17 protein-coding genes and 1 pseudogene are annotated in these 17,232 nt (G+C 63.2%); 8 read left to right on the plus strand and 10 right to left on the minus strand.

Annotation, left to right across the window (positions count from 1 at the left end; genetic code table 11):
* Positions 1-1,152, minus strand: coding sequence for an efflux RND transporter periplasmic adaptor subunit (locus UW3_RS0103595; RefSeq protein WP_010220909.1), 1,152 nt, complete (start codon positions 1,150-1,152; stop codon positions 1-3).
* A 259-nt stretch (positions 1,153-1,411) separates the two neighbouring features.
* Here UW3_RS0103595 and UW3_RS0103600 point away from each other — a divergent pair, with 259 nt between their 5' ends.
* Complete coding sequence (locus UW3_RS0103600; protein ID WP_010220910.1) at positions 1,412-2,044, plus strand: TetR family transcriptional regulator; 633 nt, start codon at positions 1,412-1,414, stop codon at positions 2,042-2,044.
* A 50-nt stretch (positions 2,045-2,094) separates the two neighbouring features.
* Here the strand turns inward: UW3_RS0103600 and UW3_RS0103605 are convergent, their stop codons facing one another.
* Positions 2,095-3,552 carry a DHA2 family efflux MFS transporter permease subunit gene (locus UW3_RS0103605; RefSeq protein ID WP_010220911.1) on the minus strand — a complete coding sequence of 486 codons (1,458 nt, stop codon included), beginning with the start codon at positions 3,550-3,552 and terminating at the stop codon, positions 2,095-2,097.
* Between the two features lie 77 nt (positions 3,553-3,629).
* Positions 3,630-4,823, minus strand: coding sequence for a 4-hydroxybenzoate 3-monooxygenase (gene pobA, locus UW3_RS0103610; RefSeq protein ID WP_010220912.1), 1,194 nt, complete (start codon positions 4,821-4,823; stop codon positions 3,630-3,632).
* Positions 4,824-4,991: 168 nt separating this feature from the next.
* Here pobA and UW3_RS0103615 point away from each other — a divergent pair, with 168 nt between their 5' ends.
* Complete coding sequence (locus UW3_RS0103615; RefSeq protein ID WP_010220913.1) at positions 4,992-5,870, plus strand: helix-turn-helix domain-containing protein; 879 nt, start codon at positions 4,992-4,994, stop codon at positions 5,868-5,870.
* On the opposite strand, the gene UW3_RS28950 is transcribed toward UW3_RS0103615, so the two are convergent.
* Positions 5,863-6,036: a hypothetical protein gene (locus tag UW3_RS28950; RefSeq protein WP_010220914.1), complete on the minus strand. Its 174-nt coding sequence runs from the start codon at positions 6,034-6,036 to the stop codon at positions 5,863-5,865. The two genes, UW3_RS0103615 and UW3_RS28950, sit on opposite strands and share 8 nt — an antisense overlap.
* 72 nt (positions 6,037-6,108) lie before the next feature.
* Complete coding sequence (locus UW3_RS0103625; RefSeq protein WP_010220915.1) at positions 6,109-7,017, minus strand: LysR family transcriptional regulator; 909 nt, start codon at positions 7,015-7,017, stop codon at positions 6,109-6,111.
* A 105-nt stretch (positions 7,018-7,122) separates the two neighbouring features.
* On the opposite strand from UW3_RS0103625, the gene UW3_RS0103630 reads away from it, so the two are divergent.
* Positions 7,123-8,004 carry an MBL fold metallo-hydrolase gene (locus UW3_RS0103630; RefSeq protein WP_010220916.1) on the plus strand — a complete coding sequence of 294 codons (882 nt, stop codon included), beginning with the start codon at positions 7,123-7,125 and terminating at the stop codon, positions 8,002-8,004.
* A gap of 30 nt (positions 8,005-8,034) precedes the next feature.
* Positions 8,035-8,649, plus strand: a complete 615-nt coding sequence (locus UW3_RS0103635; RefSeq protein WP_010220917.1) for an NAD(P)-dependent oxidoreductase — start codon at positions 8,035-8,037, stop codon at positions 8,647-8,649.
* Here UW3_RS0103635 and UW3_RS0103640 read toward each other — a convergent pair.
* Entirely contained in the window at positions 8,643-9,524 is an 882-nt protein-coding gene (locus UW3_RS0103640; RefSeq protein WP_010220918.1) for a LysR substrate-binding domain-containing protein, read from the minus strand. The two genes, UW3_RS0103635 and UW3_RS0103640, sit on opposite strands and share 7 nt — an antisense overlap.
* A gap of 113 nt (positions 9,525-9,637) precedes the next feature.
* On the opposite strand from UW3_RS0103640, the gene UW3_RS0103645 reads away from it, so the two are divergent.
* Entirely contained in the window at positions 9,638-11,275 is a 1,638-nt protein-coding gene (locus UW3_RS0103645) for a 5-guanidino-2-oxopentanoate decarboxylase (protein ID WP_010220919.1), read from the plus strand.
* Positions 11,272-12,705, plus strand: coding sequence for an aldehyde dehydrogenase family protein (locus UW3_RS0103650; RefSeq protein ID WP_010220920.1), 1,434 nt, complete (start codon positions 11,272-11,274; stop codon positions 12,703-12,705). The genes UW3_RS0103645 and UW3_RS0103650 overlap by 4 nt, the downstream gene beginning before the upstream one ends.
* A 78-nt stretch (positions 12,706-12,783) precedes the next feature.
* On the opposite strand, the gene UW3_RS0103655 is transcribed toward UW3_RS0103650, so the two are convergent.
* Positions 12,784-13,713: an AraC family transcriptional regulator gene (locus UW3_RS0103655; RefSeq protein ID WP_010220921.1), complete on the minus strand. Its 930-nt coding sequence runs from the start codon at positions 13,711-13,713 to the stop codon at positions 12,784-12,786.
* A 203-nt stretch (positions 13,714-13,916) separates the two neighbouring features.
* Between UW3_RS0103655 and UW3_RS0103660 the strand changes: the two genes are divergently transcribed.
* Together UW3_RS0103660 and UW3_RS0103665 are read left to right on the plus strand one after the other, a co-directional pair.
* On the plus strand, positions 13,917-14,225 hold the full coding sequence (locus tag UW3_RS0103660; protein ID WP_010220922.1) for an antibiotic biosynthesis monooxygenase family protein: 309 nt from the start codon (positions 13,917-13,919) through the stop codon (positions 14,223-14,225).
* 38 nt (positions 14,226-14,263) lie between these two features.
* Positions 14,264-14,494, plus strand: a complete 231-nt coding sequence (locus UW3_RS0103665; protein ID WP_010220923.1) for a hypothetical protein — start codon at positions 14,264-14,266, stop codon at positions 14,492-14,494.
* A 1-nt stretch (position 14,495) separates the two neighbouring features.
* Here the strand turns inward: UW3_RS0103665 and UW3_RS0103670 are convergent, their stop codons facing one another.
* From UW3_RS0103670 to UW3_RS0103680, 3 genes and pseudogenes are all read right to left on the minus strand, one after another.
* Positions 14,496-15,107: a flavin reductase family protein gene (locus tag UW3_RS0103670; RefSeq protein WP_010220924.1), complete on the minus strand. Its 612-nt coding sequence runs from the start codon at positions 15,105-15,107 to the stop codon at positions 14,496-14,498.
* A gap of 116 nt (positions 15,108-15,223) precedes the next feature.
* Positions 15,224-15,430 (minus strand): annotated as a pseudogene (locus tag UW3_RS0103675) (heme utilization protein); the annotation flags it as partial.
* Positions 15,431-15,745: 315 nt separating this feature from the next.
* Positions 15,746-17,065, minus strand: coding sequence for an MFS transporter (locus UW3_RS0103680; RefSeq protein ID WP_010220926.1), 1,320 nt, complete (start codon positions 17,063-17,065; stop codon positions 15,746-15,748).
* Positions 17,066-17,232: the final 167 nt, after the last annotated feature.

Below are 17,232 nucleotides of genomic sequence, written 5' to 3' on the forward strand. Positions count from 1 at the left end.
TTATTCCCCTTTGGCCCCTGCAATCGCTGCATTGGCCTGGGTTGGCTGGGCAGGCTTGACGTTGGTGGCTGCGCTGGCCTTGACCTCGATGCCCGGCTTGACGAACTGCAGGCCTTCGGTGATCAGGCGGTCGCCCGGGTTCAGGCCTTCCTCGATCAGCCAGTCGCTACCGACGGTACGGCTGGCCTTGAGCTGGCGCAGCTCGACCTTGTTGTCCTGATTGACGACCAGCGCGGTCGGCTGGCCCTTGAGGTCGCGGGTCACGCCCTGTTGCGGGGCGAGGATGGCCGCGCTGTTGACCCCGGCAGCCAGGCGCGCATGAACGAACATGCCCGGCAGCAGGTTGTGCTCAGGGTTGGGGAACACCGCACGCAGGGTCACGGAGCCGGTGGTCTGGTCGACCGAGACTTCGGAGAACTCCAGTCGGCCTTCCTTGCTGTAGGTGCTGCCGTCTTCCAGGGTCAGGGTGACCTTGGCGGCGTTGTCGCCGACCTTCTGCAGTTGGCCGCTTTCCAGCTCGCGGCGCAGCTTGAGCAGCTCGGCCGAGGACTGGGTGACGTCGACGTAGATCGGGTCGAGCTGCTGGATCACCGCCATGGCATCGGCCTGGCCGTTGTTGACCAGTGCGCCTTCAGTGACCGAAGAACGGCCAATGCGCCCGCTCAGCGGCGCCAGCACCTTGGTGTAGCGCAGGTCGATCTGGGCGCTGCGCAGCGAGGCTTCGGCCTGCAAACGTTTGGCTTGCGCGTCGTCGTATTCCTGGCGGCTGACAGCCTGTTCGCTGACCAGTTGCTTATAGCGCTCGGACAGCGAGCGGGTCGATTGCAGGTTGGCCTGGGCGCTGGCCAGGGTCGCCTCGTACACCGACGGGTCGATCTGGTACAGCTGCTGACCTTCCTTGACCTCGGTGCCCTCTTTGAACAGGCGCTTGAGAATGATGCCGTTGACCTGTGGTCGAACCTCGGCAATGCGGTACGCGGTGGTACGGCCAGGGAGGTCGGACGTCAGGGTATAGGCCTGGGTTTGCAGGGTTACGACGCCGACCTGAGGAGCTTGCGCCGCGGGCGCCGCCTCTTCCTTTTTACAGCCGCTGAGCAGTGTTGCCAGGGCGACGGCGGAAACCAGAGCGGTAACAGCTGGCTTGAATTGCATGAAGATCCTCGGGTCGCAAGAGCTGAAGACGCTCAAGAATAATGGAAAGGGTGCGCTATAAAAAATGCTGTCGGGTGGATTAATAGCTTGCTAAGGAATATACTTACATTCATGGTTGTTTGTAAATACCTCGCAGGCGACACATTCAGCCGATGCGAGCCCCCAAATTAATACAGCCGGTAACAGCCTGCAGAGGCTGACCCGGCCCGACTCCCAGGCACCCAGCGTGCGTGCCTGGGCCTGATGAGGTTGTACTGCCATGGTCCGTCGAACCAAAGAAGAAGCCCAGGAAACCCGCGCCCAGATTCTCGAGGCGGCGGAAAAGGCCTTCTATAAGCGCGGGGTAGCGCGTACCACCCTGGCCGATATTGCCAAAGAGGCCGGGGTGACCCGCGGCGCCATCTACTGGCACTTCAACGACAAGGCCGAACTGGTGCAGGCCATGCTCGACAGCCTGCACGAGCCGCTGGACGCCCTGGCCCGGGCCAGTGAAAGCGAGGATGAAGTCGACCCGCTCGGCTGCATGCGCAAGCTGCTGGTACGGTTGATGCACCAGATGGTGCTCGATCCGAAGACCCGGCGAATCAATGAAATTCTGCATCACAAATGCGAGTTCACCGATGATAGGTGCGAGATCCGCCAGCAACGGCAGGCCTCGACGATCGATTGTCATGCCCATATCGCGTTGTCGCTGGGCAATGCAGTCAAGCGCGGGCAACTGCCCGCCGACGTGGACCCGGAACGCGCGGCACTGGCCATCTATGCCTATATAGACGGGCTGATTCGCCGCTGGCTACTGCTGCCCGGCAGCTTTGACCTGCTGAACCAGGCCGAGCTGTGGATCGATACCGGGCTGGATATGCTGCGCTTGAGCCCTGCCTTGCGCAAATGACACTTTGTGAAGCTTTGTGATCATTTGTTTCTACGCCAGTTATAAGCGTCTTACTGACGGCCGCGCAATTGTCTGTCAGGCAAAGCCAGCGCCGCCGTCAGCCCCAGCAATGAAACCGTCGCACTGCCCAGCAACAGGTTGCGAAAGGTCAGCAACAACTCGGCCTGCATCGCCGCGGTCGGTTCACCGGCCTGCAGGCTGCCGAGCAGGGCATCGCCGGCCAGGCTCAAGCCGCCCTGGGCGAGCATCGCCAGCAGCAGGGTGGACATGATGGCCACGCCCATGGCCCCGCCGAGCGAGCGGAACAGGTTGGTGGTGCTGGTGGCCACGCCGATATCCCGTGGTTCCACCGCACTCTGGGTCGCTACCAGCGAAGTGGGGAACTGCAGGCCCGAGGCAATCCCGGTCAAGACCATGAACATGCCACTGAACCAGGCCGCTTGCGGCGGGCTGAAGGCCATACCGACGATGGCAAACGGCATCAGCAGCGCACCGCCGAGAATCTGTGGCTTATAGCGCCCGGTGAGGGAGGTCAGGCGGCCACCGCAATACGCACCGATCGGCAGGCCGATGGCCAGCGGCAGCAAATGCAAGGCAGCGCTGTCGGCACCGGCGCCGGTGATGCTCTGATAGCGCAGCGGCATCAGCATGGTCAGGGAAATGGCCTGGAAGCTGGCGAAGAAGATCGTGCACCAGCATAGGGTGGCGGTGCGATTGGCGAACAATTTCAGCGGCAGCAGCGGCTCGGCGACGCGCTGTTCATGAAGCACGAACAGCAGCAAGCCGATCAGTGCACAACCGAGCAGGCTGGCAACTTGCGCAGAGTCCCAGGGTTGCCCCTGGCCGATCAGGGTGATGCCCAGCAGCAGGCTGCCCAGGCCAAGAATCAGCAGCGCGGCGCCGAGGTAATCGACCTGCGCCTTGTGCGTTGGTACCAGCAGGCTGCGCAGGGCGCGGCGGGTCACCCACCAGGCGGTCAGGCCCAGGGGCAGGTTGAGCCAGAACACCCAGCGCCATGACAGGTATTCGGTGAGCATTCCGCCGAGCACCGGCCCGGCGACACTGGCCAGGGCATACATGCTGCTGAAGTAGCCCTGATAGCGACCGCGTTCGCGCGGCGGCACGAAGTCGCCGATGATCGCCTGGCTGACCGAGACCATGCCACCGGCGCCGATACCCTGCAGTACCCGCGCCAGCACCAGTTGCTCCATGTTCTGTGCCAGTGCGCAGAAGATCGAAGCCAGGGTGAACAGCGCGGTACCGGTGAGGATCATCCGCCGCCGGCCATACAGGTCGCCGAGCTTGCCGTAGATCGGCACGGCCACGGTCATGGCCACCATGTAACCGGAAATCACCCAGGCCAGCAGGCCGACATCGTTGAACTGCGCCGAAATCGCCGGCATCGACACGGCGACGATGGTCTGGTCCAGCGCGCCAAGAAAGATCGCCAGCATCAGTGCGACGAGCACGCTGCGCAGCACCGGTTGCGGAGTGTTCAGTTGAGTCACGGGCCAGCTCTGAGGCAGGTGAAGCCCGCAGCCGGTAGCGGCGGGCGCAAGTGCTGACCAGTCTACTCGATAGCTTGCTAAGCGTCCTCCTCGATCGGCTCGTAAGGCAGGCCGACGTAGTTTTCCGCCAATACTGTACGACCGGCTTCGGAACTGACGTAGTACTCAAGCTCGGTTTGCTGGATACGCTGGCTGAAGGCATCGCTGTCGGGAAAGCGGTGCAGGAGCGAAGTCATCCACCAGGAAAACCGCTCGGCCTTCCAGATACGCCGCAGGCAGATTTGCGAGTAGCGCTCCAGCAGGTCGCTACGGCCTTCGGCGTAGACCTTGCGCAGGATGTTGTACAGGGTACTGACATCACTGGCCGCCAGGTTCAGGCCCTTGGCGCCGGTGGGCGGGACGATATGCGCGGCGTCGCCAAGCAGGAACAACGTGCCGTATTGCATGGGTTCGACCACGAAGCTGCGCAGCGGCGCGATGCTTTTCTCGATCGACGGACCGGTCACCAGGCGCTCGGCCAGATCAGCCGGCAAGCGCGACTTGAGCTCGCTCCAGAAGCGCTCATCGGACCAGTCCTCGACCTTCTCTTCAGCACCCACCTGCACGTAGTAACGGGTGCGGGTCGGCGAGCGCATGCTGCACAGGGCGAAGCCGCGCTCGTGGCGGGCATACACCAGCTCATCACTGACCGGCGGAGTATCGGCCAGCACGCCGAGCCAGCCGAACGGGTAGACCCGTTCGAAAATCTTCAGTGCCTGGGCGGGAATCGATTGCCGGGCGATGCCGTGGTAGCCGTCGCAGCCGGCAATGTAGTCGCAGTCCAGGCGCTGGATTTCGCCGTTCTTTTCAAAGGTCAGGTAAGGGCGCTCGGATTTCAGGTCATGCAGGCGAACGTTGTCGGCCTGATAGACAGTGACGGCGCCGCAGGCTTGGCGTGCGGCCATCAAATCCCGGGTGACTTCGGTCTGACCATAAATCATTACGCCTTTGCCGCCGGTCAGCGCCTTGAGGTCGATGTGTTCGCGACGCCCGTCGAAGGCCAGTTCGAAACCGCTGTGGGGCAGGCCCTCGGCGTCCATGCGCGCGCCAACCCCGGCTTCGCGCAGCAACTCGACCATGCCCTGTTCCAGCACCCCGGCGCGGATGCGCCCGAGTACGTAGTCGGCGCTCTGGCGCTCGATGATGATGTTGGCGATCCCGGCCTTGTGCAGCAACTGGCCGAGCAGCAGACCGGAAGGGCCGGCACCGATAATTGCGACTTGAGTCTTCATTGTTGTTATCCCAGGCAAGCTTCAGGGCAAGGCCAAAAGCAGCTTATGATTGTTGTGCTTGCATTTTTCGCTTTGAAATGCGAGCGAAGAAGGGATAAAAACGGCATGAAGCAGGACTTTTCACCAATCAGTGCGATTATCGGGCATTGCCCTGGAGCGAGTTGATCAATGAGCAAGGCATCGATCCCGGTGTTCAAGCTGTACGGCGAGCAGTTGCAGTGGCCGACCCCGGACCTGCTGCACTGCGAGTCGATTCCGGCGCGCAGCCGATTGCATGATTGGGAAATCGAACCGCATCGGCATGCCGATCTGTGCCAGTTGCTGTTTCTCTATGAGGGGCAGGCCGAGATCGAAGTGGAAGGCCAGGTGCGGCGCCTGGAGCAGGCGGCGATCCAGGTGGTGCCGGCCCTGTGCGTGCATGGTTTTCGCTTTTCCAGCGACGTCGATGGTTACGTGGTCACCCTGGCGGCGCCCCTGGTGAGCCTGTTGCACACCCAACTGGCCGGAGCGCCAGCGGCCCTGGCCCAGGCCGGCACCTACCTGGCAGGCGCCGACCGCACCTACCTGTACAGCCTGTTCAGTGCCTTGCAGCAGGAGTACCAGCAGGACCAACCCGGGCGCGACTTGCAACTGCGCTCATTGATCAACCTGCTGGTGGTGTGGATCAGCCGTCAATGCTTGCAGCGCCATGGCCAGGGGCTGGCGGTGGCCCGCGGGCGTGAATATCTGCAACGCTTCAATAAACTGGTCGAGCAGCAGTTTCGTCTGCAGCCAAGCGTCGAGGCGCTGGCCCATGAGGTGGGGATTTCGGTGGCGCACCTGAACAGTATCTGTCGTGAGCTGGCCGGGCAGTCGGCCTTGCAGATCATCCATCAACGCTTGCTACTCGAGGCCAAGCGCGAACTGATTTACACCAGCCTGAGCATCAAGCAACTGGCCGACAGCCTGGGTTTTGTTGACCCTGCCTATTTTTCGCGGTTCTTCCGCCGCCTGACGGGCAAGGCCCCCAGTGACTTTCGTCACCAGGCCCCAGGCCAACCTACTTGAGTGCGCTCAGCGTCGCGGTGTGCGGCACGCAGTGAGCCAGGCTGCAACTGGCGGCGGAGTAGGGTTGGTTGCGGATCTGTTCGACCCGGTAGGCTGCGGCGGCATACAGCCCGACCACAGCGGCCATGGCACAGATAACGGCGCATTTTCTGGATTTGATGCCCATGCTGCTCACCTCCTGCAAACCACCTACAGGTGCTACTCAAAGCATAGGTCAGCTGGGCCAGGTATGCCCGGCCTAGAGCAGGTCCCGATCCCAGATCGGTTCGGCGGTAAAGCGCTCGGCGAGAAAGTCGAGCATGCTGCGCAGGGTCGCCGGCATGTGTTTGCGTGAGGTGTACACGGCGTTGAGGTTCAGCTCCCGTGGCTTGGCCTGGGGTAACAGGCGAATCAGCTCACCACTGCGTAGGGCGTCGGCGGCCTGATAAGTCGGCAGCATCGCCACACCGGCGCCGGCCAAGGCCGCCCGTTGCAGGGTCATGGCTTCGTTGGCGCTGATGTTGCCCTGCACCGGCACCGACACCACCTCGCCCTCGACGTCGAAATGCCAGAGGCTGCGGCCGAAGTAGGAGTGGGTCAGGCAGTTGTGCTGGCTGAGCTCCTGCACGTGCTGCGGCGCCGGGTGCTGGCGCAGGTAGGCAGGGGATGCGCAGATCACCGAGCGGCATACGGTCAGGCGCCGGGCAATCAGGTTGGGGTCCAGGTCGTTGCTGGTGCGGATGGCCAGGTCGATGCGCTCATCCACCAGGTTCACCGTGCGGTCGAGCATCTGCAGGTCGATTTTTACCCCGGGGTAGCGTTTGACGTAGTCGGCCACCGCGTCCATCAGCTGCGCCTGGCCGAACGAAGTGCTGACGCTGATGCGCAACTCGCCGCGCGGGGCATCGTTCGGGGTGCCGACGGCCGCTTGCAGGTCGCCGGCAAGCTCGAGCATCTGCCGGCAGCGTGGCAGGGTTTCCTGGCCGGCGGCGGTCAGGCTCAGGCGGCGCGTGGTGCGCTGCATCAGGCGTGCGCCAACCCAGTCCTCAAGCTCGGCCAGATAGCGCGAAACGACCGGGCGGGAAAGTTCCAGGTGGTCGGCGGCGGCCGATTGGCTACCCAGGTCGACCACGCTGACGAAGACTCGCATTGCTGTCAGACGATCCATGATTTGCACGCTTTCAGAAACAAACTAATCCTAAGCATCGCATTTTTTGTGACGGATCGTGCAACTAAGCTGTTGTTCATCGCCCACTTCACAGGAATCGCCTTGATGCCTCGTTCGTTCTCCCTGCGTCGCCTGCTGCTGGCTTTCGCCACCCTTGGGGCCATGGCCCAGGCTTCGGCCGCCGAACCGCTGAACCTGGATGTCTACAACCCGGGTACCAACGCCCTGTTCCCGGTCAGCTCAGTGATTGTCAGCGGCAAGCATGACGCCATCCTGGTCGATGCCCAGTTCGGCAAGGCGCAGGCTGAGCAGTTGCTGGCCAAACTGCAATCGAGCGGCAAGCAATTGACCACCATCTACATCAGCCACGGTGACCCGGACTACTACTTCGGCCTGCAGACCCTGACCGATGCTTATCCCAAGGCCAAGGTCGTGGCCTCGGCGGCAACCGTTGCCCATATCAAGCAGACCATGGACGGCAAGCTGGCCTATTGGGGCCCGCAGATGGGCGCCGATAAACCGGCGAAGCTGGTCGTGCCGCAGGTGTTGCAAGGCAATGAACTGAAGCTCGAAGGCCAGCGCCTGCAAGTGGTCGGCCTCGACGGCCCGCAGCCGGACCGCAGTTTTGTCTGGATTCCATCGATCAAGGCGGTGGTCGGTGGTGTGGTGGTCGCCGAGAACCTGCACGTGTGGATGGCCGACACGCAGTCGGCGCAATCGCACCAGGACTGGCTGGCGACCCTCACGCGGATCGAGCAGCTCAAGCCCGACACCGTGATCCCTGGCCATTACCTGGGCCAGAGCAGCCGTTCGCTCAAGGCGGTGCAGTTCACCGCAGACTATATCCGCGCCTTCGACGAAGAAACCGCCAAGGCGGGCAATGCCGCCGATCTGATCGCGGCAATGAAAAAACGTTACCCGGACCTGGGTGAAGAGAGCTCGCTGGAGCTCAGCGCCAAGGTCGCCAAGGGCGAGATGAAGTGGTAAGCGTCATTCAATCCTGACTGGAGATTTCCCATGAGCAAGATCGCAATCATCGGTGCTACCGGCCGTGCTGGTAGCCAGTTGCTGGAAGAAGCCCTGCGCCGCGGCCATCGCGTTACCGCCATTGCCCGCGACATCTCGAAACTGCAGGGGCGCGAAGGGGTGAACGCCGTAGCGCTGGACGTCAGCGACGCCGCCGCCCTGGAACAGGCCGTCGCGGGGCATGACGTGGTGCTCAGCGCCGCGCACTTTTCCAGCATCAAACCGCAGGCCATCATCGAGCCGGTGAAGCGTGCCGGGGTCAAGCGCCTGTTGGTGGTGGGCGGGGCGGGCAGCCTGCTGCTGCCGTCGGGGCACAAGGTCATCGACAGCCCGGATTTTCCCGAGGCCTACAAGGCTGAAGCTACCGCCGGTGGTCACTACCTCGACATCCTGCGCCAGGAAAAGGAACTGGACTGGACCTTCCTGTCACCTTCGGCCGAATTCGTCGAAGGTGCCCGCAGCGGCGCTTACAAATTGGGCAAGGATCACCTGTTGATCGGTGCCGATGGCAAGAGCTGGATCAGCTTTGCCGACTACGCCATTGCCATGCTCGATGAAGTGGAGACGCCGGCGCACTCGCGCCAGCGTTTCACGGTCGGTTACTGAGGGGCCTGGGCCTGCTCGCACAACCACGCGAGCAGCTCCAGCAACGCCGCTGAAGCCGAGCCTTGTGGCCGCACAAGGTAATAGGCCTGGCCGGTGCTGACCTTGAGCGGGAACGGCGTCACCAGCCGCCCGCACTTGAGGTCATCAGCGATCAGCGACCAGTCGCCGATGGCCACACCGGTACCCTGGGAAGCCATCGACATGGCCATGTCCAGGGTTTCGAAATGCTGGCCCTTGCCTTGCCGGGGCAGGCTCGCCCCGGCGGCATCGAACCAGGCATGCCAGTCGCGTTGATCGCGAGTCGGGTGCAGGAGCATGTGCAGGTCCAGATCCGCGACCTGCTGCAAGGGCAGGGCGCCGTTCAGCAGTTGCGGCGCGCACACCGGCGTCAGTTGTTCATCGAACAGCTTCAGGGTCTGCAGGCCATGGTTGGGCCGGGCGCCATAGACCACCGCCGCGTCGAACACTTCCCGACGAAAATCCACCCCATGCTGCACCGTGGTGGTCAGCTCCACCGGCACATCCGGGCGCAGCGCCTGCCATTCCATCAGGCGCGGCAGCAGCCAGCGCATCACGCAGGTCGGTGCCTTGAGCTGCAAGGTGGTGCTACGCGCACCCACCTGCTGCACCCCTTCCTCGATCAAGGTGAACACCTGCTGCACCCGCGGCAGCCAGTCCTGGCCTTCGCGGGTCAGGCTCAGGCCACGGGCCTGGCGCAGAAACAGCGGATAACCGAGGTGGTCCTCCAGCCCGGCAATTTGCCGGCTCACCGCGCCTTGGGTGATGTGCAGCAGTTGCGCGGCGCGGGTGAAGTTGCAGCACTGGGCGGTGACTAGAAAGGTGTGCAGGGCAGGCAGTGGAGGCAGGCGTTTCATCGGCTTGAGCCATGATTTGAGAACATGGCTAGTATGAGCTTTTTTGCATTGTGCAGGTAGCTGTCGGGCGGTCCAATACAGCCTGTTTCCCGAACAATGACAGGCAGACGATCATGGCGACTTGCGGCGAAGTACTGGTCAAACTCCTTGAAGGCTATGGCGTAGACCATGTCTTTGGCATTCCCGGCGTGCATACAGTGGAACTCTATCGCGGGCTGGCAAGCTCGCGCATCCGGCACATCACCCCGCGCCATGAGCAAGGCGCCGGCTTCATGGCTGACGGCTATGCGCGTACCCGTGGCAAGCCAGGCGTGTGCTTTATTATCACCGGCCCGGGCATGACCAACATCACCACCGCCATGGGCCAGGCCTATGCTGATTCGATTCCGATGCTGGTGATCTCCAGCGTGCAGTCGCGCGACCAGTTGGGCGGCGGGCGCGGCAAACTGCATGAGTTGCCGGCGCAGAGCAACCTGGTGGCCGGTGTAGCTGCGTTTTCCCACACCCTGATGAGCGCCGATGACCTGCCGTCGGTACTGGCCCGTGCCTTTGCCGTGTTCGACGGCGCGCGTCCGCGCCCGGTGCATATCGAAATTCCGCTGGACGTGCTGATCGAGGACGCCGATCACCTGCTGGCCTGCGCCCCGGTGCGTATCGCCCGCGCCGGGGCCGCCCCCGCGCCAGTGGCACAAATGGCCGCCATGCTGGCGGCTGCCCGCCGGCCGCTGATCCTCGCCGGTGGTGGCGCCATCGAGGCCAGCGCCGCGTTGACCCGCCTGGCCGAGTACCTGCAGGCGCCGGTAGCGCTGACTATCAATGCCAAGGGTGTGCTGCCGGCCTGCCACCCGCTGCAGATCGGCTCGACCCAGTCGCTGGTGGCCACCCGTGCCCTGGTCGCCGAGGCCGATGTGGTGCTGGCGATCGGTACCGAGCTTGCCGAGACCGACTACGACGTGACCTTCAAGGGCGGCTTCGAGATCCCGGGCGAGCTGCTGCGCATCGATATCGACCCCGACCAGACCGTGCGCAACTATCCGCCGAAAGTCGCCCTGGTTGCCGATTCGACCCTCGCCACCCAGGCCTTGCTGGTGGCCCTGGCCGAGCAACCGGCACCAGTGCGCGGCGCCGAGTGGGGCGCGGCCCGTGCCGCGCGCTTGCGTGGAGTGCTGGAGGCCGATCGCGACCTGCCGATGCGCAGCCAGACGCGCATGCTCACCACCCTTGTCGAAACCCTGACGGGTGCCGTGCTGGTCGGTGATTCGACGCAACCGGTGTACACCGGCAACCTGACCCTGGACATGGACCAGCCGCGGCGCTGGTTCAACGCTTCGACCGGTTATGGCACCCTGGGGTACGCGCTGCCGGCGGCCATGGGCGCCTGGTTGGGCAGCGCTGAAGCGCCGGCCGATCGCGCGCCGGTGGTGTGCCTGATCGGCGACGGCGGTTTGCAATTCACCCTGCCGGAACTGGCCAGTGCCCGCGAGGCGCAGGTGCCGCTGATCGTGCTGCTGTGGAACAACCAGGGCTACGAAGAGATCAAGCGCTACATGGTCAACCGCGCCATCGAGCCGGTCGGCGTCGACATCTACACCCCTGATTTCATCGGCGTGGCCAAGGCCCTGGGCTGCAGCGCCGAGTCGGTCGGCGATGTCGCACAACTGCGCGAAGCATTGCGCCAGGCGTGCGATCGCCAAGGCCCGAGCCTGATCGAAATCGACCAGGCCACCTGGATGCGGGCGGTGCCCGCATGATCAAGCTGCCTGGTGTCTATATCGAAGGTGTCTGGCAGCATGGCCCCCAGGTGCTGACGGTGATCAACCCGAGCAATGAACAGGTGTTGGCCGAGGTAGCCGGTGGCGACGCGGCGGCGGTCGAGCGGGCGACGCTGGTGGCCCGCGCGGCATTTGTTCAATGGTCTACGTCCAGCGGGCCGACCCGTGCGGCCATCCTGCGGGCCATTGCCGAGGGCGTCGAAGCGCGCCGCGAGCGCCTGGTGCAGTTGCAAGCGAGCAACAATGGCAAGCCGCTGGCTGAAGCCCACATCGATGTCGATGATGTCGTCGCCACCTTCCGTTATTACGCGGAGCTGGCGGACAACCTCGGGCGCGATCGCTCGGTGGCGCTGCCCAGCGAGGATTTTGTCGCCCGGGTGCGCCGCGAGCCGTGCGGGGTGGTGGGTCTGATCGTGCCGTGGAACTTCCCCATGGTCACCACCGCCTGGAAGCTCGCGCCGGCCCTGGCGGCAGGCTGCTGCGTGGTGCTCAAGCCTTCGGAAATCACGCCATTGGCCGAGCTGGAACTGGCGGCGATCATCGCCGAAGCGGGGCTGCCGGACGGGGTGTTCAACCTGGTCTGTGGTACCGGGCAGGCAGTGGGCGCGCCGTTGGCGGCCGATCCGCGAATTGCCAAGATTTCCTTCACCGGCAGCAATGCGGTAGGGGTGCAGGTCATGCAGCGCGCGGCGCAGACGATCAAGGGCGTGAGCCTGGAACTGGGCGGCAAGTCGTCGTTGCTGGTGCTGGACGACGCCGACCTTGAGCTTGCGGTGGAGCTGGCCTGCCTGGGCGGTTTCTTCAATGCCGGGCAGATGTGTTCGGCCACCAGCCGGGTACTGGTCGCCCAAGCCCTGTACCCGGCATTTATCGATGCGCTGAAGGCCCGGGCCGAAGCGATCCGCGTGGGCGAGCCGTTCAGCGGCGAAAGCGAAATGGGCCCGTTGGTCAATCAGGCTCAGTACCAGCGGGTACAAGCGCATATTGCGGCGGGCCTGCAAGCGGGTGCGCAGCTGCTCTGTGGTGGCTCACGGCCGGCAGAGCTGCCTTGTGGTTATTTCGTCAGCCCCACGGTGTTTACCGAGGTGCCGTTGGACAGTGCTCTGTGGCGTGAGGAGATCTTCGGTCCGGTGCTGTGCGTACGTGCGTTTGCCACTGAAGCCGAGGCGCTGGCACTGGCCAATGACACTGAGTTCGGCCTGGTGGCCAGCGTGCTCAGCCGTGATTTGCAAGCCGCCGAGCGGATTGCCAATGCCTTGCAGGCGGGGGTGGTGTGGATCAACGCACCGCAGGTGATCTTCCCGCAGACGGCCTGGGGTGGGTACAAACAGAGCAGCCTGGGTCGGGAGCTGGGACCTTGGGGCTTGAGTGCGTTTCAGGAGATCAAGCACGTGGTCAGGGCGGTGTAGGCCTCATCGCGGGTCAAGCCCGCTCCCACAGGTTCGATGCTATGCCCTGTGGGAGCGGGCTTGACCCGCGATAGCTATCTAGAGCGCACTGCGCAACCTGGCCAAATCCCGCACCGGCGGCGCCCCATACAAGCGGCTGTACTCCCGGCTGAACTGCGACGGGCTTTCATAGCCCACCCGATAGCCCGCCACCGCTGCTTCAAGCCCGTCGTTGAGCATCAGCCGCCGCGCTTCCTGCAGGCGCAACTGCTTCTGGTACTGCAACGGGCTCATTGAGGTCACTGCCTTGAAGCGGTGATGCAGGGTCGAGGTACTGAGGTTGACCTCGCGCGCCAGGTCATCAATGCGCAGCGGCCGATGAAAGTGCTGGTTGAGCCATTCGATGGCCTGGCACACCCGGTGGGTCTGGCTGTTGGCCATGGCAATTTCGTACAGCCGGTAACCCTGCGGGCCGCGTAGCAACCGATAGAGAATCTCGCGCTGGATCAGCGGTGCGAGGATCGGGATGTCCTTCGGCGAGTCGAGCAGGCGAATCAGGCGCAGCAGGGCATCGAGCAACAGCGGGTCGGTACGCTCCACATACAGCCCACGGCCCGACGGCAAAGCCGGCACACCGAGGGGGCCGGCATCGGCCAGCAGGTTGTTGATCTGCGCCGGGTCGATGTTCAGGCGTACGCCCAGGCTGGGGTTTTCCGGGCTGGCCTCCAGCAATACGCCACTGATCGGCAGCGCCACCGACACCACCATGTAATGCAGCGGGTCGTAGACATAGCGCTCGTCACCCAGGCATACCTCCTTGCTGCCATGGGCCAGGATGCACAACGCAGGCTCCGCCAGGGCGGGCATCGAGCGCACGCTTTCTTCATAGCGCACCAGAAACAGGTCCTCGACCGCCGACTCGACGCCAGACTGACGGGGGGCGTGGTGCTGGATGAGGTCGGCCAGCTCCTGGCGCTGTTGCTCCAGGGCGGGGTCGAGGATCAGGCGGTCAGGGTCGATGGCGGGCATGGGGACGATTCCAGGGAGAACGACTGCAGGATAGGTTTGTGCAAGCCACGGCGCTAGTCGAAAGCTGCCGCCCGCTTGCCTGATCCTGCAGGGCGCGCAGGATCAGGCAAGCGCTCGACAGGAATCGCCTAACCGCCGCGCGGGCGTGTGGCCTAACCTGTGCAGCCTGGCAATTTCATCTGGCTGCACATGGAGAAACGCTCATGACCTCGACACATTCGGTCACCCACCTCGCATTTATCCGGGCCAGCAGCGGTCGTTCAGAAGAACTCGGCGCGCGCCTGCGTGATCTGCTGGAACCGTCGCGCCAGGCTCCCGGCTGCCTGAAATTCAGCCTGCAACGCTCCCAGGCCGACGCCGACCTGTGGCTGCTCAGCGGTTTCTGGCGCGATCAGCAATCGATGAGCGGCTACTTCGCGTCACCGACTCTTGAGCTGTTCGGCGAGCTGGTGCAGGCGCGGGTAGTCGACAGCCTCGACCTGCATACCTTCGGCTCGCCTTGCGCAGGTTAGAATGGCGGCTTCTGGCAATTGATGTGGACTCGAGGCACATGGCACGTAAAGAATTTTCCCGGTTCGAAGCAGTATCGGCAGCCGTACGCGGCGACGACGGCTACCACGCCGCCATCGCCGTCAAAGGCCTGGGGGCCTCCGGGGCGCCGCGTTTTCACAAGGTCCTGGTAGAGCAGACCTTCAACACCGCCCTGGCTGCTGATGAAGCGGCCTGCGCCGAACTTGAGCGCCTGCAGGGCGTCGATGACGACGCCGAGCTGGTCTGGTAACTCAGCCGTTGACCTGCGGGCGGGCCATCTTGAACAGGTTGCCCAGTTCGAAGTAATCCGCCGGGCCGCCGCCACGCAGGATCGGCTGGCCCGCAGCGGTGTCATAGATGCCGTCCTTGAGCAGATGCTCGGCGATATGCACGGCCACCACCTCACCCAGCACCAGCCAGCTCGGCACCAGCGCTTGGTCGGCACGCTGCAGCTGGATGATCTGGGTCACCTTGCATTCGAACGACACCGGGCTCTCTTGCACCCGCGGCACGGCAATCACTTTTGACGCCACCGGGGTCAGACCGCTCAGGGTGAACTCATCGACCTGCGGCGCAACTGCCGCGCAGCTCTGGTTCATGGCCTCGGCCAGCGGCAGGGTGGCCAGGTTCCAGGCGAACTCGCCGGTTTGCTCGATGTTGTTCAGGCTGTCTTTGCGCCCGACGCTTGCGAAACCGATGATCGGTGGAATGTAGTTGAAGGCGTTGAAGAAGCTGTAGGGCGCCAGGTTCAGGCGACCTTCGGCGTCCTGGGAGGAAATCCAGCCAATCGGGCGTGGGCCGACGATGGCATTGAACGGATCGTGGGGCAGGCCGTGGCCTTTTGCCGGTTCGTAGTAATACATCTGCGCTGGCCCGAAGGCCTTCCCTGTGAGTAGGCCGCTAGTGTGCCAAGGCTTTGCCTTGCTGAAAATGACTAAGCCCGGCCGAAGCCGGGCTGACTGCGTCACATCAGCGCTTAACTGATGCGGTGGACCTGGGTGCGATCGAAGCCGTCTTCGGCGAATTTGGCGCCGCCGGTGCGATCGAAGCCGTCTTCTGCATAGGTAGCCGACTGGCTTTTCACGGCGCTGAAGTTGTGGCTGTTGGTACGGTCGAAGCCGTCTTCGGCGAATGCGTTGGCAGCCAGTACCGAGAAGGCCAGGGTCAGGATCAGTTTGTTTTTCATGGTCGTTGCTCCGAGGTGCTGAGGGGTTGTTTGTTTCTATGGGTGTAATGCTACGCTGATAAAATTGATTAAAAAGCGCAAAAAATAACGTATAAGAATCTAAAAAATAGATGTATGTGGCGACAGTTCGCCCTCATCACCGGCAAGGCCATGCACGGACCTGTGGGAGCTGGCCTTGCCAGCGATGCAGGCGATGCGGTCTACGCTATGAGTGAAGATTGAGGGTGTGGGATTAATTGCGGGTTAAAGCGCCATAAACAAAAAAAGGGGGCAATCCGCTGGCGGATGCCCCCTTTTTTCTGCCGATGACTGGGATCAGTCAGTGGTGATCCGCGAATGCGTGCGGGTGTCCTTCATGAACACATACACCAGCAACGAGCAGGCGATACAGGCAGTCACGTACCAGTAGAAACCGCTCTCCATGCCGATGCTCTTGAACCATAGCGCCACGTACTCAGCGGTACCGCCGAAGATCGACACGGTCAGGGCGTACGGCAGGCCAACGCCCAAGGCGCGGATTTCGGTAGGGAACAACTCGGCTTTGACCACGGCGTTGATCGAGGTGTAGCCGCTGACGATGATCAGCGCCGCCATGATCAGGAAGAACGCGCCCCACCAGGTCTGGATGGTGTGCAGGGTGGTCAGGATCGGTACGGTGCACAGGGTGCCCAATACGCCGAAGGCGATCAGGATCGGGCGCCGGCCGATCTTGTCGGAGAGGCTGCCGATGATCGGTTGCAGGCACATGAACAGGAACAGGGTGGCCGCCGAAATGGTGGTCGAGTCGGTGATGCTCATGCCCACCGTGTTCACCAGGTACTTCTGCATGTAGGTGGTGTAGGTGTAGAAGGCCAGGGTGCCGCCCATGGTCAGGCCGACCACGGTGGCCAGCTCTTTCGGATGGCGCATCAGGGTGCGCATCAGGCTTTCCTTGGACTTTTCCTTCTTGGTGAAGGAGGCGGTTTCTTCCATGCCGCGGCGCAGGTACAGGGCGACCACTGCGCACAGGGCGCCGATCACGAAAGGTACGCGCCAGCCCCAGGCATACAGTTGTTCGGTGGTCAGGGTCTGCTGCAGGATGATCAGCACCGCCAGGGCGATGAGCTGGCCGGAAATCAGCGTCACGTACTGGAAGCTGGAGAAGAAGCCACGGCGCTCCTTGGTGGCCATCTCGCTGAGGTAGGTGGCCGAGGTGCCATATTCGCCACCCACCGACAGGCCTTGCATCAGGCGGGCGATGACCAGCAGCACCGGTGCGGCGACGCCGATGGTTTCATACCCTGGGGTCAGGGCGATGACCAGCGAGCCTGCGCACATCAGCAATACCGAGGCCATCAGCGCAGCCTTGCGGCCTTTGCGGTCGGCGTAGATACCCATCAGCCAGCCGCCGATCGGGCGCATCAAAAAGCCCACGGCGAAGATCGCGGCGGTGTTGAGCAGTTGTGCGGTGGTGTCGCCGGCGGGGAAGAAGGCTTTGGCGAAATACAGGGAAAACGCGGCGTAAACGTACCAGTCGTACCATTCGACCATGTTGCCGATCGAACCGCTGAAAATCGACTTGAGTCGGCTTCGGGTGGTTTTTACCGCGGCGGGCGCAATGGCCGCCCCGGTTGGCAGGGTGGTGGAGTTATCCATCGAAGGGACCTTCATAGTTGTTTTTGTGGAGCGCGCCGAAACGCAGCCTGCCAGGGCTATAGCAGAAGCTGTGCCAGATGCTGGAGGCCCGGTCTAGAAGGGTTGTACGGATATGATGAGCGGAAATCCGCCTATTCAAATGAGTGGGTCGGCAAAAATCCGCTTAT

The sequence above is a fragment of the Pseudomonas donghuensis genome, assembly GCF_000259195.1.
Taxonomy (GTDB): Bacteria; Pseudomonadota; Gammaproteobacteria; order Pseudomonadales; family Pseudomonadaceae; genus Aquipseudomonas; species Aquipseudomonas donghuensis.